This is a genomic window from Ethanoligenens sp. (assembly GCF_047718355.1).
Taxonomy (GTDB): domain Bacteria; phylum Bacillota; class Clostridia; order Oscillospirales; family Ethanoligenentaceae; genus Ethanoligenens.
In genome coordinates, this window is the sequence record NZ_JBDNLG010000005.1 from 36952 (window position 1) to 55143 (window position 18192).

The window sequence follows — 18192 nt, forward strand, 5'->3', positions numbered from 1 at the left end:
ATTGGTTTCTTTGATTGTAAAGCATTCAAATTCAGTTGTCAATACTTTTTTGGTTTTCTTGGAGGTGATACCATTTGAATATATTATCCGGATTATTTCACTCCCGCGACAAGCCCCAGAACCGAGTCGGCGGCGGGTGGTCGTTTCTGTTTGGCGGCACAACCAGCGGCAAGACAGTCAACGAGCGGACAGCCATGCAGACCACGGCGGTTTATGCCTGTGTGCGTATCCTGTCCGAAGCTGTAGCCGGCCTGCCGCTGCACATTTACCGATACCGTTCTGACGGCGGCAAAGAACGCATCCCACTACACCCCCTCTACCATCTGCTTCATGACGAACCAAACCCTGAGATGACTTCATTCGTGTTTCGAGAAACACTGATGAGTCATCTTTTGCTTTGGAGCAACGCCTACGCACAGGTAGTTCGCAACGGGCGTGGGCAGGCGGTCGCGCTCTACCCTCTACTTCCGAGCAAGATGGATGTCAGCCGGGCGGCGAACGGGGAGCTGCTTTACACCTATTACAGGGACGCGGATGAAACCGGGCTGAATCCGAAAGGCGGATATATCACGCTCCGCCGTGATGAGGTTCTCCACATCCCTGGTCTTGGGTTTGACGGTCTGATTGGGTACTCTCCCATCGCCATGGCAAAGAACGCCATCGGCATGTCACTCGCCACCGAGGAATACGGCGCCAGCTTTTTTGCCAACGGAGCGAACCCCGGCGGCGTGCTGGAGCATCCGGGCGTGATTAAGGATATCGGGCGTGTCAAGGAAAGCTGGAACTCCGCCTATCAGGGCAACGGCAACGCGCATAAAATCGCCGTGCTTGAGGAGGGCATGAAGTTTCAGGCAATCGGCATCCCACCGGAGCAGGCGCAGTTTCTGGAAACACGTAAATTTCAGATCAATGAGATCGCCCGTATTTACCGTGTACCGCCCCACATGGTGGGCGACCTTGAAAAATCCAGCTTCAGCAACATCGAGCAGCAGTCGCTTGAATTCGTGAAATATACCCTCGACCCATGGGTGGTTCGCTGGGAGCAGAGCCTGCAGCAGTCGCTGCTTCTGCCCTCCGAAAAGCCGTCGCTGTTCATCCGGTTCAATCTGGACGGATTGCTGCGCGGCGATTACCAAAGCCGCATGAACGGGTATGCCGTCGGCCGGCAGAACGGCTGGATGTCGGCAAACGACATCCGCGAGCTGGAGGACATGAACCGCATTCCCACTGGGGAGGGACTCGACCCGGTTGTGAGAAACGCCCTGCAGGTCGGCACCGATACCGAGGGCGGCTACCTCGTCCCGGACGAATTCGAGCGTAGCCTTGTGGAAGCCCTTGAGGAGGAGAATATCTTCCGCAGGCTGGCAAACGTCATCACCACCTCTTCCGGCGACCGCAAAATCCCGGTTGTGGCATCCAAGGGCACGGCCTCCTGGATTGACGAGGAAGGCGCTATTCCCGAAAGCGACGACAGCTTCGGTCAGGTTTCCATTGGCGCGTATAAGCTGGGCACCCTGATCAAGGTTTCCGAGGAGCTGCTCAACGACAGCGTGTTTAACCTCGAATCGTATATCTCGAGGGAGTTTGCCCGCCGCATCGGCAACAAGGAAGAGGAATCCTTCTTTGGGGGCGACGGCTCGGGCAAACCGACCGGAATCCTTGCCACAACGGGCGGCGCACAGCTTGGTGTGACCACGGCGGGTGCCACGGCAATTACCCTGGACGAGGTGCTTGACCTCTTCTATTCGCTGAAGGCGCCCTACCGCAACAAGGCTGTTTTCGTGATGAACGACTCCACCGTCAAGGCCATCCGCAAGCTCAAGGACAGCCAGGGTCAGTATCTCTGGCAGCCCTCCATTCAGGCGGGTACGCCCGATACCATCAGGAAGGGGGTAAGGCGGCATGGCGCTGATTGACAAGCTACTGCCCAAGGTCAAAGCAAATCTCATACTGGAACACGGCGCGGACGACGACCTTCTTAAAGGCTTCATCCGCGCCGCCGTTTCCTACGCCGAAAGCTACCAGCACATTCCCGCGGGAACCTATTGGAGCAGTGACGCCGAAGGCGAATTGGGTGAAGCGTCACGCTTCCCGCCCACCACCGAGCAGGCCGTGATTATGCTGTCGTCCCACTTTTATGAAAGCCGGGACGGCAGCACGGCCGGCTTTTTCGCGGACAGCGTACAGGCCAGACGGCAGGTGTGGGAAACGGTCAATCTGCTTCTGCGCCTTGACCGGGATTGGAAGGTGTGACATGAGCTACGGTAAAATGAACACCTTCATCGATATCATCTCTACCGCCCCGTCGAAGGATGCGGACGGCTTTGTCACTACCGGCGACCATATCGTTGCTTCCATCCGCGCCTATAAAGAAGACCGCCACGGAAATGAGCGGTGGGCGAATATGGCGGCGTTCAGCGAAGCGACCGCCCTCTTCCGTTTTCGGAAGATTCCCGACGTAGAGATAACAACCGCGTTGTTTATCGCCTGTGACAGCGAACGATACCACATTGTCAGCGTGGAGGACGTTCGCGGGCGCGAAATGTATATTGAGGTTCTGGCTGAAAAGCTGGAGCCGAGCGCGAGGTGACGGGTATGGCTAAAGTCGATATGAAAATGCCGGATGAGTTTTTACTGAAGCTTTCCCGTCTCGGCGACCAGACGGATACGATTATCCCCAAAGTGCTGGAGGCAGGCGGCGAGGTTGTACTTGATAAGGTGAAAAGTAACCTTTCCGCTGTAGTCGGCAGCGGCACAAAGGAAAAAAGCCGCTCCACAGGCGAACTGGAACGCTCGCTGGGTCTTTCTCCCGCTTTGATGGACCGGGACGGAAATTTCAACGTAAAGGTCGGCTTTGCCGAACCGAGGAGCGACGGCGGCTCCAATGCAAAAATCGCCAATATCCTCGAATACGGCAAGCATGGTCAGCCGCCCAAGCCGTTTTTAAAGCCCGCGAAGACGCAGAGCCGGAGCGCCTGCATCGAAGCGATGAAGGCGAAGCTGCGGAAGGAGATTGACGGTATATGAATATTTTAGCGGAACTGAACACCCTGCTCTCGTCGGTTCTTCCTGTGGAGACCGGCGTTTTTTCGGGCGTTCCTCCCGACGAATACCTCGTGCTTACGCCGATGACAGACGAGTTCGCCCTGTTCGGCGACAATATGCCGCTGGTCGACGTGTCTGAGGTACGGATTTCTCTTTTTACCAAAGGCAACTACCTCCAGAAGAAAAAACAGATCACTGCGTCGCTGCTCACGGCGGACTTTACGGTAACCGACCGCCGTTACATCGGACATGAGGACGATACCGGCTACCACCACTACGCCATTGATGTGGCGACCAACGTGACGCTGGACCCAATTTTGCCTGACGGCAATACCCATTCCATTTAACAAGAGGAGGAAAGAAATCATGGCAACAATCGGCCTCGACAAACTGTATTATTCAAAAATCACCGAGGATTCCAACGGTCAGGAGACCTACTCTACGCCACTCATGCTTGCCAAAGCCATCACCGCCGGCTTTCGGTGGAACTGGTTGAGGCGATCCTGTACGCGGGCGACGGCGCCGCCGAAGTGGTGAAGGACTTCAACAGCGGCAAGCTTACCCTCGGCGTGGATGATATCGGCCCGGCGGCAGCGGCGGATCTGACCGGCGCTTCCACTGACGACAACGGCGTACTGGTTTCCGCCAGTGAGAACGTGGGAAAGCCGGTCGCCGTGGGCTTCCGCGCGCAGAAGGCAAACGGCTCCTACCGCTATTTCTGGCTTTATCGGGTGAAATTCGGCCTGCCCGCGACCAACCTGCAGACCAAGTCGGATTCCATCACCTTTTCCACGCCTACTATCGAAGGAACCGTCATGCGCCGGAACAAGCTGGACGCCTTTGGCAAACACCCGTGGAAATCGGAAGTCACAGAAGGCGACGCAGGAGTGGCCTCCGCCACCATCACCGGGTAGTTTACCGAAGTTTATGAACCGGTCTATACGCCGGGATCGTAAGGAGGATGCGGAATGGATAACGTTACAAATGCCGCTGAAAGAAGCGCCGTTATCAATATCGGCGGCAAGGAGTATGAGCTGGTGTTGACCACCCGCGCGACCAAGGCAATTGCGGGGCGGTACGGCGGTCTGGAGAACCTCGGCGAGAACCTCATGAAATCCGAGAATTTCGAGATGGCGCTGGATGAGATCGTGTGGCTGCTGACCCTGCTTGCCAACCAGTCCGTCCTGATTCACAACCTGAAAAACAAGGATAATCCGCAGGAACTTCTGACCGAGGACGAAGTCGAGCTGCTCACTTCGCCCCTTGATCTGGCGGCATACAAAACCGCCATTACAGAAGCCATGTTCCGGGGCACCAAGCGCAACGTGGAAAGTGAGGAGGAAGCTTCCTTAAAAAACGCGGAAGTTGGCAGGCGGCCTCCGCCCGGGTAAGCGACGTGGAGTTGTTTACCCGGCTTCTTTATTATGGAACGGTGCAGATGGGTATGGGCGCGGAGGATTTCTGGCTCATGCCCATCGGTCTGTTTCTTGATTTATGGGCCTGTCACAAGCAGTTTATCGGCATGGAAAAGCCGAAACGGACTTTTTCCATTGATGACGTGATACCACCGAACATTTAGGTAATACGGTAAGTGAATTGTTCATTTCTGTATGTTATAATGAAGTCATCATTTGAAACAGAGGTGGCACTTATGACAACAGATAGGCTCTTGACCCCATGCGGTGCCATAAATGTTTTAAAGAACGGCACCCCTATTCCTTTTGATGCTGCTGATAGCCAGTACAATACAATGTGGATTGACAGTGGTGAGGTGAAACAAGAAATTGCTGTTCATCCGGATAGCTGTATCGAGATCACAATTGATACGCAACGTCTTGCCGTCGGCGATAAAATTGTATGTGCGCTGGATAAGAACATTGTGAGTATCGATGGCGGTGGAGAACGACTTCTGAACACAACAGGAAAATATAACGGATTTGATATTGCTCTGGGTGCACCAGATTCCGACGATTATGAATATGGTTGGGACCCTAATGATCCAAATCTACCTTCTGACATACGTCGGACAAAACGGTGCCTTTGTTATACCTGTGAGCACTGCACTGGGGGATTTGAATTTGAAATCGTTGACGATCCAAAACTGTACAATGATAGGCCTTATCGAAAAAATATCTTTATTACAGTAGTATGGTGCGACAGCGATAAACCATATGCTTATGATCTCGTTAGTTTTTTGACATGTTAGGCTATAATAATGCTGATCGCAAAGGAAGGTAATCAAATGATCCTATCAAACGAGGTGTATCGAATAAGCATCTCCAAATCAGATTATCCGCTGCGATCAGTTGAAACGCCAACATATAGCCGCGTATTCAATTTTCACGGATATATAGAAAGTGACTTTCATGCGGCTTTCATCATACGGGTAAAAACGGCGCGCAGTGAAACGTGTGTCGCTCTCATTGGTTCCTTTTTCGCAGACGCAGAGCGTTGTGCAGTCCTGGAGGGTTCCTTGCTCACTGTCCTGATGGATGACGAGATTGTTCTCTTTGATCTATTAGATGTGTCCATTGTGAAGCATAGATCAATCGGCGACGAAACCTATTTTTCTATTTATCCCATCATCGAGGGATATCTTGTCCATGGAGAGCTTTCCATTTTACGTCTGGACAAGGATTTTCAGCGGGTATGGAGCTTTTACGGTTCTGATATTTGGGTGATCCAAGATGGAAATCGAGCGGCTTTCTGTATAGAAAACGACCAAATCCTTTTGGAGGACTGGAACGGCGTTAAATATGCGCTGAATATGGATGGGAAGCTGCTTTGGGACACATATAACAAATAGAAACGGAAAACTGATTTTTAGGAGGTGAGTACAAATGGCGGACGATTTTGGCCTAAAAATAGGTGTCGAGGGCGAGAAGGAATTCAAAAAGGCGCTTTCGGATATCAACCAGAGCTTCAAGGTTCTCGGTTCGGAAATGCAGCTGGTCACCAGTCAGTTTGACAAAAACGACAAATCCGCGCAGGCGCTTACCTCCCGCAACGAAGTCTTAAATAAGGAAATTGACGCGCAGAAGGGTAAAATTGAAACCCTGCGCGCCGCCCTTGACAACGCGTCCGAATCCTTCGGCGAAAACGACCGCCGTACCCAGAACTGGCAGGTTCAGCTGAACAAGACGCCTACCAAGGCTTCGCCAAACAAAACTACACCATGCTGGATAACCTGAAGCTCGGCTACGGCGGCACGAAGTCCGAAATGGAGCGGCTGCTCGCCGATGCCGAAAAGTTCTCCGGCATTAAATATGACATCTCTTCGTATGCGGACGTCGCCGAGGCAATCCACGTCATACAGACAGAAATGGGCATCACCGGTACAACCGCCAAGGAAGCGACCGAAACGATAAGCGGGTCCATTGCCGGTATGCAGTCGGCAATCGGCAATCTGATGGCGGGGCTTGGCAACGCGGACGCGGATATTAAAGTGCTTATTGGCAACGTGGTGGACGCGTTCCAGAACGTTGTGAAAAACATCACGCCGGTTATCCAGAACATCGTCGCCGCTTTGCCGCCCGCCCTCAACGGAATTTTAAAGGCAGTCGGAGATTTGCTTCCCACACTGCTGTCTACGGTGGTCAATCTGTTCACACAGATGCTGAATACCATTCTGACGCTCCTGCCGCAGCTTATCCCCGCCGCCGTGGACGCGGTGATGACCATCGTCGGCGCGCTGATTGACAGCCTCCCGCTTCTCGTCGACGCGGCGGTGCAATTGGTGACGGCTCTGGTCAGCGGCATCGGCTCGGCTTTGCCGGAACTGATACCGGCGGCGGTGAGCGCGGTCGCAACCATCGTTCAGGGCTTGACGGATAACCTGCCCATGATTCTTGAAGCGGCGCTGCAGCTTATCCTTGGGCTTGCCCGTGGTCTGCTTGACGCGATTCCGCAGTTAGTCGCCGCCCTGCCCGCCATTATTTCAGCCATCGTGGACTTTATCATCGAAGCAATCCCAGAAATTATCGATGTGGGAATTCAGTTGCTGGTGCCACTGGTAACCGCGCTGCCAGTCATTATCGAAGCCGTGGTCAAAGCGATTCCGAAGATTATTAACGGCATCATCACCGCCGTGATCGGCGCGATCCCCTTGATCATAGACGCCGGGGTGAAACTGCTTATCGCCTTAATTCAAAACTTGCCGCTCATCATCACCACGGTTGTAAAGGCTATCCCCCAGATTGTCGGAAGTTTGGTAAACGCCATCGTTGGGAACATCGACAAGATCATCCTTGCGGGCGTCCAGCTGCTGGTTGCCTTAATTGCGAACCTGCCGACAATCATCGCCGCCGTAGTCAAGGCGGTGCCGCAGATTGTCGCGGGGCTGGTCAGCGCTTTTACCGGCTACATCGGCCAGATGGCGCAGGTCGGCGGCAACCTCATCAAGGGGCTGTGGCAGGGCATCTCGGACGCGGGCGCGTGGCTGTGGAACAAAATCAGCGGCTTCTTCGGTGGGATTGTGGATCGCATCAAGGACTTTTTCGGCATCCACTCTCCCTCGACGCTCTTTGCAGGACTTGGCAAAAACATGGGTGAAGGCATCGGAGTGGGCTTTGAGGACGCGATGCCCGCCGTCTCTCTGGATATGCAGAACGCCATCCCCACACGCTTCGATGTCAATACCGGCAGCGTGTCCGGGCAAGGCGGCGCTGTTTCCGGCACAAACATCATACAGAACATTTCCGTGGTGACGCCGAAGGCGCTGTCCGAAAAGGAGCTGGCGCGGGAATTCAAGAACCTTTCGCGCAAGCTGGCGCTGGAGTATTAAGGAGGGACGGCTATGGAACTGACCTATGTAAACGCGAACGGCAAAAGCATCACGCTGAAACAAAGCCGTCCGTATTTTCTTCAAAAGATAAACGGTACAGGCGATATTCGTCAAACCGTCAACACGTTTAAAGCGCCGGATCAGGACGGCGCTTTTTACATCTCGTCTACACTGGATATGCGCAACATTACGCTGGAAGGCACGGTCATAGCGGACACTCCTGATGAAGCCTACGCGCGGCGACACGGTTTCCTTCAGATATTCAGCCCCAAGGTGGGCGGGACGCTGCTGTACCGGGAGCGGCAGATCGCCTGCGTCGTAGAGGAGGCGGGGTTTACGGTTTCCACGCGCCATCGGATACCCAGCTTTTTTGTCAGCCTGCTCTGCCCGTCGCCTTTCTTTGAGACACCGGAGGAAATTCGCGAGGAACTGGCGTCCTGGATACCGAAGTTCCAATTTGAACTGGAGATACACGAAAGCGGCATGGAATTTGGGATGCGCCAGCCCAGCCAGATCATCACAGTGGACAACATCGGCGACGTTTCCTGCGGCTGTGAAATTGTGTTCCACGCGCTGGGAACGGTGACGAATCCTGAACTGCTGAACATGGACACCGGGGAGTATGTCCGCATTCTCACGACGATGAACGCCGGGGATGAGCTGCGGGTTTACACCCATTTTGCGGGCAAGCGCGTTGTCAGCGCAGGTGGCGGCACAGAAACAAACGCGTTCTCACTGCTGGATACCGGCTCGGCGTTCTTTCAGCTTGCCGCCGGCATCAATACTCTGCGCTAACAGCTTTTAAACAATCATCTCATCAGTCCCGCTGAAACGGCGCGGCGAATCGGCAGCATAGCCTTTTTGTCCCCGAGTCTGGGCGTGGCCGTCAGCACCCAGATATCGTACAAAAATCTGATGGACGCAGTGACGGAGCTGTGCGGTGCTTCGGAGATTGGCATAAAGACCGTGTTTACTCCGGCCACACGCGTTTTTACTGTGGCGCTGTATAGGGGTGCCGACTCTCAGGCGGTGTTCTCCAAGGAGTACGAGAACCTGACGGAGCAGAGCTATACCGAGAGCGCTGCGGATTACGCCAATACCGCGCTTATCGGCGGCGAGGGCGAAGGAGAAAGCCGCACGTTTGCCGCCATTATAAGCGGTACCGGCGAAACCCGGCGTGAAATTTTTGTGGATGCCAAAGACCTGCAGAAATCGGACTTCGGCGACGGATACACCGAGGCGCTTGACGCAGTATCGGGAACGCTGGGAAATCTGTCGGAGGTAGACCCGGATATTCAAGGAGATACCTTCACCGCCACCGTTAACAACCTGTTCGGGAAGCTGCCAGTGCTTGAAATAACCGTGGGCGCCGGGACGATATCGGCCGGACAATACGCCCTGCGCCATATGGAGCCGGGCGATTCGCTGTACTTCACCTCATGGAGCGGCAATAAATTCAGCGACCAGCCGAGCGACGATGGACAGGTCTTTCTGGTGAAATACAACGGGGACAGCACAGGAACCGGCTATCAGCGGGCAATGGGCTTTTTTATCTCACGCAATACCATGACATTTTACGTAATTTCCATTTTCATATACAACAATCCGTCGGGCGCGGCGAATTGGATGAATATCAACAATGAGCCGATCACCACGGCGCGGCTCGCGAACGGCGCTGTGACTACCGCGAAAATCGCTCAAGAGGCCGACGCCTCGATTACCTACTCGCTTGGAAGCGGCGTCACGGTGGGCGCGAACATGTCATTTGTGAATAAGGGCGTCGTTTCCATCGGAATGCAGGTCAACGTGGGTTCCTCGGGAGTGGCCTCCGGCGGCACGATCCTTACAATCACAAACGCGAACTTTTACCCCTACGCGACGGTGCGTTCCGTGGCGACGGCTGTTGGCGGCAGCGGCACCAATATGCCGATTACAATCAGCGCGAGCGGCGTGGTGGCAAATGCCGCCTCGTCCACACTGCCCACGGGTTATTACCTGATATCTTGCTCTTACGCTAGGGCTTAACGGGAGGAAAGCAATATGGAGAAAAGCGGATTTTTCAACTCATCGGACGGAGACAGAGTCTATGACGCGATAGACTTCGCGGCGTATTTCGGAAGTCTCGTCTCAAACGGCGTATTTTACGCGACGGCAAGCAACCTGCAGGCGACGCCGGGGAGCGGACTTGCGGTAAGCGTCGCGGCGGGCGGCGCGTGGATTAGCGGTTACCGGTACGAGAACACGGACGCCTTAAACCTTGCGCTCACCACGGCGAACGGAAGCAATCCCCGCATTGACCGGGTCGTGGTTCGCTTAAGCAAGGTCAGCCGGAGCATTCGGCTTGCCGTTGTTGCTGGTACCCCCGCCGCGACACCTGCCGCCCCGGCGCTGACAAGAACCAGCGACGTTTATGAACTCGGCATCGCCGACGTGCTGGTACCGGCCGCCGCCACGTCAATCGTCGCGAACAACATCACCGATACCCGGCTGAACACCAGCCTTTGCGGACTGGTCAATTCGCTGGTGACAGAATCTATGAATAAGGGGGTGAACAACAGTGGCGGATATTAACGGCGTAACTCTGAACGCGGGTTCAGGCCCGACCGTCCATTACACCATTACCTATTCCAAGAGCCGGCCGAACAACAGCCAGATGACCTACAATTTTACCATCTCCGCCGCTCTGGGTTCCTCCGGCTCCTACATTCACAGCGGCTACGCCCTGCTCTGCACCATTACGGTCAACGGCTCGTCGGCGCAGGTGCGTATCAAGGCGGCGGACGGCGACGATTGGGACGGAACCGGGGCAAGACTCAGATATGTCACGGTCACCTGCGCTTCCACGGCCGGAAACACCGCGCAGGGCGTGCGCTTTCAGGTGGTGTCGGACGGGCGGCTGTCGCTTTCTTCCGGGGTCATCGATAATTCGGGCTACACGGTGCAAAGCTCGGAGCTTCTGACCACGGCCTGCGGTGCGCCAACCTCCTGTTCGGTCAGCCCGGTACTTGCTGAGGGAAACGTGACGCTTTCCTGGAGCGGAGCCTCAAGCGGCATAGGCAACGCGATTTCCAGCTATGAAATCCAGTATAGCGATTCCACGGACAACGCGACCTGGGGAGCTTGGGCGGCACTGACGACGGTGACTACCACGGCTTCCAGCGGCAGCGTAGCTGTTGCGCCGTCCCCGACACGTGGCTATTACCGCAGATTCCAGGTGCGCACACGCGGCGCGGCGGGAGCAAGCTATTACTCGGGGTGGAAAGTATCCACAAACTCCGTCCGCAGAAATACGGCGCCGAAGCCCGCGACGTCGGCGGTTGCCACACCCGCGACCTACAGCAACGAGACGATCACGCTGACTTGGAGTGGGGCGTCGGGCGGCACCAGCACGGTCAAGGGCTATCAGATCGCCAGCCGCGCTTCAACGGACAACAACACCTGGAGCGCGTGGAATGTACTAATCACGCTGACACTGTCGGCCAGCGGCGGCAGCTATAACCCGGCTGTCTCAAGCACGCCGGGAACGTATACGCAATTCGGCGTCTGGACAATTGACGCGTTGGATGTCTACTCGGCGGAAGTCATCAGCAACAGCATTTTCTGTGATGTCACGGCCTGCGGCGCGCCGACACTTTGCTCGGTAAGCGCGGCGTTGGCCGAAGGAAACGTTACCCTCTCGTGGAGCGGCGCGATGCCGGGCGCGGGGAACGCCATCACCTCCTATGAAATCCAATACAGCGACTCGCCCGACAACAGCGTCTGGGGAGACTGGACGGCCCTGATGACGGTGAGCACCACCGCGACAAGCAACAGCGTCAGCGTCAGTCCACCGGGCACAAGGGGGAATTACCGCCGATTCAGAGTGAGAACCTGCGGCGCCGCCGGCGAAAGCTACTATTCCGATTGGATGGTGTCCGGCAATACCGTACGAAAAAACACACTTCCAACACCTCCGGTATCCTTTGCCGCCGCCCCAGCAATCTATGAAGGGAGCGTTGTAACCCTCACGTGGAGCGGAGCTGCACCGGGTACGAGTGCCATCAAACAGTATGTTATTCAGCGCGCAACCTCCACGGACAGCACAAACTGGTCAGCATACGAAGCTTTGACAATCGTTGTTTCGAACTTAACCTCGGGAACGTATACGGCGAACGCCTCCCAGATAGCCGGGACATATACCCGTTACCGTATCAGCGTAACCGATACCTTAGACTCGGTTTCCGGCTATGTCGTCAGCGGGGCGGTAAAGAAAAACAGCCCCCCGACCGCTCCAACAATCGTCTGCCCGGTGGCCGGCGCTTCCAGTTACAATACCACCCCGCGATTTCTGATTACAACGGGTGTCGAACCGGACGGTCAGTCGCAGATGGTGGAAGTAAAAATCAACGCGGGCGCTTGGATCAACAGCGTGGATAATCCCGAAAGGTTCTCCGCCGGCGGCTACCTCGGCAACGGTGTTAAAACGGTATTTCAGCCGCAAACGCTGGCGGCGGGAAGCCATTCCATCACCATCCGCTGTCTCGACAGCGACACCGAGTCGACAAGCCCCGAGGTGACACGCGCTTTCACGGTTCTGCCGACGCCCTTCGAAACAATCACCGCGAACGAAACCCATGTGAAAGCCGCTCATATCCAAACGCTCCGCACCGCTGTCAATATGGCGCGAAGCTATTACAACCTGCCTCCCGCGACGTGGAGCGAGGAAATTGCCGCTGGAAAGACGGCGGTTAAAAATTGGCCGGTTCATATCACGGAGCTTCGAAAGGCCATTGAACCTGTCGTCGCGGTGATCAACGGTTTCGATTCCTCCTCGACCTTCGATATTCCGCCCATAACATGGTCGCCCATCGGCACCGGTCGACCCAAAGCGGCGGTCATGAATCAGCTGAGAGAGCTGCTCCTATCCCTGTAGCTGAACAACACTTTTTTCAGCGTTCCCGCTATGGTGGGAGCGCTTTTTTATACACAAATTTAAGAACGGAGGTCCTGCAATGAAAGAAGTATGGACTTGGATTCAGATAGGGCTTGCGGCGGTGGGCGGCTTCCTCGGCTGGTTTGTCGGGGGTTTTGACGGCTTTCTCTACGCACTGCTCGTGTTTGTGGTCGCCGACTACATCACCGGCGTCATGTGCGCCATCGCGGACAAAAAGTTGTCCAGTGAGGTCGGCTTCAAAGGCATCTGCAAAAAGGTGCTGATCTTTGTCATGGTCGGCATCGGGCATATCATCGACATCTATCTTCTCGGCAACGGCGAGGTGATACGCACGGCTGTGATTTTCTTCTACTGCTCCAACGAGGGTGTATCGATGCTGGAAAACGCCGGGCATCTGGGGCTTCCCATTCCGCAGCAGCTCAAGGATATTCTGGAGCAACTTCACGACCGCAGTGAAAAGGGGGACAAATAAATGAATCTGCATAAACTCATTCTCACGAACAATGCCTGCTACAAGGCGGGCCGCACCATCACACCGAAGGGCATCATGGTGCATTCCACAGGGGCGAATAACCCCAACCTCAAACGCTATGTGGGTCCCGACGACGGACTGCTCGGCAAAAACCAATACAACAACCACTGGAACCAGAATACGCCGGACGGACGGCAGGTCTGTATCCATGGTTTCATCGGCAAGCTGGCCGACGGTTCCGTTGCGGCGTACCAAACCCTGCCCTGGAACATGCGCGGCTGGCATTGCGGCGGTTCCGGCAACGACACGCACATTTCCTTTGAAATCTGTGAGGACAGTCTGACGGACGCGGCGTATTTCAACACCATATACAAGGAAGCCGCCGAATTGTGCGCCTACCTCTGCAAACAGTATGGGCTGACTGAAAAAGACGTCATCTGCCATTCGGAGGGCTACAAGCTGGGGATTGCCAGTAATCACGGCGATGTGATGCACTGGTTCCCGAGGTTTGGGAAGAGCATGGATACCTTCCGCACCGAGGTTGGAAAGTTGCTCGCGGCTACTGTCCCGACGCCCGTCCCGACTCCTACTCCGTCCGGCTTTTCCGTCGGCGACCGGGTCGTTCTAAACGGCGCGGTCTACGCTGACAGCTACGGCGGCGGGAAAGGGCGAACTTTTCAGAACAGAACCTGTACCGTTACCCGCATTGTCGATCTCAAACGCAAGTGCCCGTACCTGCTGGACAACGGCTTGGGTTGGGTGCATAAGGATAGCATCCGAAAAGCGTAACAAGATTTTTAATACAAATAGCCATAAGTTTTTAAGCCCATCGAGGATTTTTTCTTCGGTGGGCTATATTTTTTTGCTCATTTTTCGTCCAAGTGGCCTGAAATCTTCCAGTGAGTTATGAGGACAGAAGCCTCGGACTGGAGGAAGCAGTACATGGCCAATATAATTGACGCAGTACCGGAAGTTACCCTTAAAAAGAAACCTGTTTCGCAGGAACACCTGCGGCGGGAAGTTGACTATGTAAGGGCACAGCAGATACTCCGAGCAATGCTGGATAAGGGACTGATTTCATTGTCGGAATTCGACAAGATAACCGCGCTCAACCGCGAATCTTTCTCTCCTATGCTGGCCGGAATTATGCCCGTAAACCGTTGCTATAACTCGCATTCAGAGTTAATATGACATGCTGACAAGGAGGTGACAAATTGAAAAAGGTAACGAAAATCATGCCCAATACGACGGCTTCATCTGAAAAACCGAAGCTGCGCGTCGCGGCTTACTGCCGTGTCTCCACTGATACCGACGGGCAGCTGGAAAGCTTGGAGACACAGATTAAGCATTATGAATCCTTCATCCGGGCAAACTCGGAATGGGAATACGCAGGCATTTATTACGACGAGGGTATTTCGGGCACGAAAACGGAAAAGCGACGCGAACTCCTTCGAATGATCGCCGACTGTGAAAATGGAAACATCGACTTTATTGTCACGAAGTCCATCAGCCGCTTTGCTCGAAACACGACCGACTGCCTAGAGCTGGTGCGAAAACTGCAAAACCTCGGGATTTTCATTTTCTTTGAAAAAGAAAACATCAACACCGGGAAAATGGAAAACGAGCTCATGCTCTCAATCCTAAGTGGACTGGCCGAAAACGAGTCAGTGTCCATTGCCGAAAACAACAAATGGTCGGTCAGGCGCCGCTTTCAAAACGGCACCTACAAAATATCCAGCCCACCCTACGGTTACGATTCTGTTGACGGGAAGCTGGTGGTGAATAAAGAGGAAGCCGAGGTGGTTCGCTTTATCTTTTCCGAAATACTGTCCGGCAAAGGGTGTGGCAAAGTCGCAAAGGAGCTGAACCTTCGCGACCTAAAGGGCAAGAAGGGCGGTCGGTGGAAGTCGTCAACTATTCGAGGGATGGCTTATAACGAGAAATACATCGGCAACGCACTGTTTCAGAAGACCTATACCGACGAGCACTTCAACCACCGCCGCATTAACGGCGAAAAAGAACAGTACCTCATCCAGAACCACCACGAACCGATTATCAGCCGCGAGGACTTTGAAGCCGCGCAGGCTGTCATTGCCCAGCGCGCCAGAGAAAAGGGCATCGAAAAACGTGAGGGACAGAGCCAGAACCGCTACCCGTTTTCGGGGAAAATCATCTGCGGTAATTGCGGCGGCACCTTTAAGCGCCGTGTCCATGCAAACGGTAGACACAGAATCGCGTGGTGTTGTACTACGCATCTCGCGGATATCGCCGAGTGCCCGGTGAAATATATCCCGGACTCCGCTTTAGAAGTCGCGTTCGTCACGATGATGAATAAGCTCATTTTCGGGCATCAAACCGTACTCCGGCCCTTGCTTGTCAGCCTGCGCGGGATAACCTTCGACTCCAGCCTGAAAAGCATCGGTGAGCTTGATAAAAAACTCGAGGATAACACGGAACAGCGAAAGGTGCTTGTGGGGCTTCTCACCAAAGGCTACCTGGAGCCGGCCGTTTACAATAAGGGGAACAACGAGCTTTTACAGGAAGCCGAGCGGATACAGCGGCAGAAGGAATCGCTCCTCCGTTTTATGAACAGCGACAGCCGAAGCCTGAGTGAGGTCAGCGCAATTTTGCAGTACGCCACCAAGGCCGCAATGCTGAAGGACTTTGATGGTGAGCTTTTCACCCGCTTCGTAGAGCGGATTCATGTGTATTCCCGAACGGAAATCGGATTCGAGCTTAAATGCGGCATTACATTAAAAGAAAGGCTGGTGATTTAAATGGACCACATACCCTACGGTTACCGCATCGAAAACGGGCTGGCTGTGCTGGATGAGAAAGCTGCCGAACAGGTAAGAACCCTCTTCCACTCTTATCTTTCCGGCGATTCGTTGGAAACTGCTGCCAATAAGGCTGGCATCAAAGCATTTCATGCCGGAATCACCAGAATACTTCTGAATGCCCGTTATCTGGGTGATGCGTATTACCCGGCAATTATCGACTTGGACACCTTTTCGGCCGCCGAAGCGGAGCGTATCCGTCGTGCGGAAAAACTCGGCCGTGTCTGGGAGCCGAAAGAAGAAAAAGTGGTCGTCTTTCCCACCGCCTTTCGCCTGTGCGAAGGGACGGAGCAGTTTGACGACCCATTTATGCAGGCAGAGTACGCCTACAGTTTAATAGAAACGGAGGTTTTTGCGGATGGAACCTAAGATGAGTATCACCGTGCTTCCGGCACGAAAAAATGCCGGTTCGGCGAACACGGATGAAGAGAACCCAAAGCTGCGGGTTGCGGCCTACTGCCGTGTGTCCACAGACAGCGACGAGCAGGCCACCAGCTATGACGCTCAGATTGAACATTACACCAATTATATCAATGGCCATCCCGACTGGAAACTGGCGGGGATTTTCGCGGACGACGGCATTTCTGGCACCAATACGAAAAAGCGCGATGAATTCAACCGTATGATTGACGAGTGCATGGCGGGCGGCATCGACATGATTATCACCAAGTCCATCAGCCGGTTTGCCCGTAACACGCTGGACTGTCTGAAATACATCCGCCAGCTGAAGGAAAAGAACATTCCCGTTTACTTTGAAAAGGAAAACATCAACACCATGGATTCCAAGGGAGCGGTCATGCTGACGATTATGGCATCCCTCGCCCAGCAGGAAAGCCAGTCGCTGAGCCAAAACGTCAAACTGGGATTGCAATACCGCTACCAGCAGGGTGAAATTCAGGTCAACTGCAATTGGTTCCTCGGCTACGCCAAGGACGAAAACAAGCACCTGGTGGTTGTGCCGGAGGAAGCCGAAATCGTTAAGCGTATCTACCGTGAATACCTTGAAGGTGCCAGTATGCTGAAAATCGCCCGCGGGCTGGAGGCAGACGGTATCCTGAACGGCGCGGGTCGTGAACGCTGGCACACCAGCAATATCAGTCAGATTTTGCGGAACGAGAAATACATTGGCGACGCTCTTCTGCAGAAAACCTATACCGTAGACTTCCTCATAAAACAGCGAATCAAGAACAACGGCCTTGTGCCGCAGTATTACGTGGAAAACAGCCACGAAGCCATTATCCCGCGTGAAATTTTTATGCAGGTGCAGGAAGAATTGGTGAGGCGTCGCATCGTCCATACCAGCCCCAATGGAAAGAACAGAGTCTTCAGCAGCAGCCACTGCCTGTCGAACATCGTTTTCTGCGGCTGCTGCGGAGAGTTTTACCGCAGGATTCATTGGTACAACCGTGGCAAGAAGTCCATCGTCTGGCGGTGTATCAGCCGTCTTGAAAATACCGGGCTGTTTTGTGATGCCCGCACCGTGCAGGAAAGCCAGATTGAGCAAGTGCTGGTCGCCGCCATCAATCAGACATGGTGTAGCAAGGATACCTTTCTCGCCACCCTGCAAAGGAACATTGAAACCGTTCTGGAATCCGAAAAAAGCCAGCCACTTAGCGACATCGATAAGCGGCTGGCCGAACTGCAGGAGGAGCTTTTAAAGCGAACCGGCGCCCGAGCCGACTATGAGGACGTCGCCGAGGAGATTTACCGCCTGCGCGAGGATAAGCAGAAGCTGCAGCTGGAAAGCGCCGGGCGGGACGAGCTGAAAAAGCGCATCGCCGACATGGGCAACTTCCTTCGGGAGCAACCCACCACCCTGACCGAATATGACGAGTCGCTTGTCCGGCGGCTCGTTGAAAAGGTCACCGTCTACGAGGACAAATTTACCGTGGAATTCAAGTCTGGCGTGACGGTGGATGTTGAATGATAATCCCATATTGCACGAAACCCTGCTAACCATTATGGTCGGCAGGGTTTTTCTATTTACATAGATTTTTGTATACTGTAACCTTATCTAATAATACTTTATAATAACAGTCATCAAATATAATGGAATTAGTCCATTTTTTAGCATGAAAATGACTACCTTGTTTCTCTACAAATTCCTGTAATTTTCTACTTT

At 54.2% G+C, this 18192-nt stretch carries 18 protein-coding genes and 3 pseudogenes; all 21 read left to right on the forward strand.

Translation table 11 applies throughout. The annotated features are described in order from the left end of the window. Positions 1-74: 74 nt before the first annotated feature. The 21 genes and pseudogenes from ABF463_RS01520 to ABF463_RS01620 all read left to right on the forward strand — a co-directional run bounded on the left by ABF463_RS01520 (position 75) and on the right by ABF463_RS01620 (position 17997). Entirely contained in the window at positions 75-1916 is a 1842-nt protein-coding gene (locus ABF463_RS01520) for a phage portal protein (protein WP_415531772.1), read from the forward strand. After that, positions 1903-2253, forward strand: coding sequence for a head-tail connector protein (locus tag ABF463_RS01525; protein ID WP_415531773.1), 351 nt, complete (start codon positions 1903-1905; stop codon positions 2251-2253). Before ABF463_RS01520 ends, ABF463_RS01525 begins: the two co-directional genes overlap by 14 nt. Before the next feature lies 1 nt (position 2254). Then, entirely contained in the window at positions 2255-2590 is a 336-nt protein-coding gene (locus ABF463_RS01530) for a head-tail adaptor protein (RefSeq protein ID WP_415531774.1), read from the forward strand. Positions 2591-2595: 5 nt separating this feature from the next. Beyond that, positions 2596-3027, forward strand: coding sequence for an HK97-gp10 family putative phage morphogenesis protein (locus ABF463_RS01535; RefSeq protein ID WP_415531775.1), 432 nt, complete (start codon positions 2596-2598; stop codon positions 3025-3027). Further along, positions 3024-3392 (forward strand): hypothetical protein, encoded by a 369-nt coding sequence (locus tag ABF463_RS01540; RefSeq protein ID WP_415531776.1) that lies wholly within the window; start codon positions 3024-3026, stop codon positions 3390-3392. The genes ABF463_RS01535 and ABF463_RS01540 overlap by 4 nt, the downstream gene beginning before the upstream one ends. A 19-nt stretch (positions 3393-3411) precedes the next feature. Next, a pseudogene (locus tag ABF463_RS01545) lies at positions 3412-3959 on the forward strand (major tail protein). A gap of 54 nt (positions 3960-4013) precedes the next feature. Continuing rightward, positions 4014-4436: a hypothetical protein gene (locus ABF463_RS01550; RefSeq protein ID WP_415531777.1), complete on the forward strand. Its 423-nt coding sequence runs from the start codon at positions 4014-4016 to the stop codon at positions 4434-4436. 5 nt (positions 4437-4441) lie between these two features. Beyond that, the gene (locus ABF463_RS01555; RefSeq protein WP_415531790.1) at positions 4442-4624 is read left to right on the forward strand and encodes a hypothetical protein; all 183 of its coding nucleotides are present in this window, start codon (positions 4442-4444) and stop codon (positions 4622-4624) included. Positions 4625-4696: 72 nt separating this feature from the next. Continuing rightward, entirely contained in the window at positions 4697-5251 is a 555-nt protein-coding gene (locus ABF463_RS01560) for a hypothetical protein (protein WP_415531778.1), read from the forward strand. 267 nt (positions 5252-5518) lie between these two features. Next, positions 5519-5851 (forward strand): hypothetical protein, encoded by a 333-nt coding sequence (locus ABF463_RS01565; RefSeq protein WP_415531779.1) that lies wholly within the window; start codon positions 5519-5521, stop codon positions 5849-5851. A gap of 34 nt (positions 5852-5885) precedes the next feature. Continuing rightward, positions 5886-7828, forward strand: a pseudogene (locus ABF463_RS01570) (phage tail protein). A gap of 12 nt (positions 7829-7840) precedes the next feature. Next, positions 7841-8623 carry a phage tail family protein gene (locus ABF463_RS01575; protein WP_415531780.1) on the forward strand — a complete coding sequence of 261 codons (783 nt, stop codon included), beginning with the start codon at positions 7841-7843 and terminating at the stop codon, positions 8621-8623. Positions 8624-8635: 12 nt separating this feature from the next. Then, a pseudogene (locus tag ABF463_RS01580) lies at positions 8636-9853 on the forward strand (Gp37-like protein); the annotation flags it as partial. A 15-nt stretch (positions 9854-9868) separates the two neighbouring features. Further along, the gene (locus ABF463_RS01585) at positions 9869-10399 is read left to right on the forward strand and encodes a hypothetical protein (protein WP_415531781.1); all 531 of its coding nucleotides are present in this window, start codon (positions 9869-9871) and stop codon (positions 10397-10399) included. Next, positions 10386-12740, forward strand: coding sequence for a hypothetical protein (locus ABF463_RS01590; protein WP_415531782.1), 2355 nt, complete (start codon positions 10386-10388; stop codon positions 12738-12740). Before ABF463_RS01585 ends, ABF463_RS01590 begins: the two co-directional genes overlap by 14 nt. Before the next feature lie 79 nt (positions 12741-12819). After that, entirely contained in the window at positions 12820-13233 is a 414-nt protein-coding gene (locus ABF463_RS01595) for a holin family protein (protein WP_415531783.1), read from the forward strand. Further along, positions 13234-14022, forward strand: coding sequence for an N-acetylmuramoyl-L-alanine amidase family protein (locus ABF463_RS01600; protein ID WP_415531784.1), 789 nt, complete (start codon positions 13234-13236; stop codon positions 14020-14022). Between the two features lie 153 nt (positions 14023-14175). Beyond that, the gene (locus tag ABF463_RS01605) at positions 14176-14424 is read left to right on the forward strand and encodes an SHOCT domain-containing protein (RefSeq protein WP_415531785.1); all 249 of its coding nucleotides are present in this window, start codon (positions 14176-14178) and stop codon (positions 14422-14424) included. Positions 14425-14447: 23 nt separating this feature from the next. Beyond that, positions 14448-16010: a recombinase family protein gene (locus ABF463_RS01610; RefSeq protein WP_415531786.1), complete on the forward strand. Its 1563-nt coding sequence runs from the start codon at positions 14448-14450 to the stop codon at positions 16008-16010. Continuing rightward, positions 16011-16439, forward strand: coding sequence for a recombinase (locus ABF463_RS01615; protein ID WP_415531787.1), 429 nt, complete (start codon positions 16011-16013; stop codon positions 16437-16439). Next, on the forward strand, positions 16429-17997 hold the full coding sequence (locus ABF463_RS01620) for a recombinase family protein (protein ID WP_415531788.1): 1569 nt from the start codon (positions 16429-16431) through the stop codon (positions 17995-17997). The genes ABF463_RS01615 and ABF463_RS01620 overlap by 11 nt, the downstream gene beginning before the upstream one ends. Positions 17998-18192: the final 195 nt, after the last annotated feature.